General features: G+C 56.1%; 1 protein-coding gene. It reads right to left on the bottom strand.

Annotated elements, in window-relative coordinates:
• Window positions 1–230, bottom strand: a 230-nt coding sequence (locus ACO0LD_RS31865; protein ID WP_423013558.1) for a hypothetical protein, incomplete at both ends; no start/stop codon positions are given.

The following is a 230-nucleotide window of genomic DNA, read 5'->3' as shown; positions in this document are numbered from 1 at the left end:
CTGCTGGCGGAAGATGTGCCGTTTTTATTGAGCAAGGCATCCACGGCAGCGATATCGGCACCGGCTAGCGTGAAGATAAAGCTGGTGTCTGATGTGACTTCGACGTTGCCGGTGGTCGAAAGCGTACGCGTGGCACCGCCTTCGCCGGTAATCGTCAGTGTAGAAATCGTGACGTCATTGGTGACACCGATGGTCTTGACCAGGTTGGTGCCAGTCACGACGAAGGCATG

It is taken from the genome of Undibacterium sp. Ji83W (assembly GCF_049340385.1).
Lineage (GTDB): Bacteria > Pseudomonadota > Gammaproteobacteria > Burkholderiales > Burkholderiaceae_D > Undibacterium.
The sequence above is the reverse complement of the archived record's forward strand: the minus strand, read 5'-3'. Positions and strand labels throughout refer to the sequence as shown.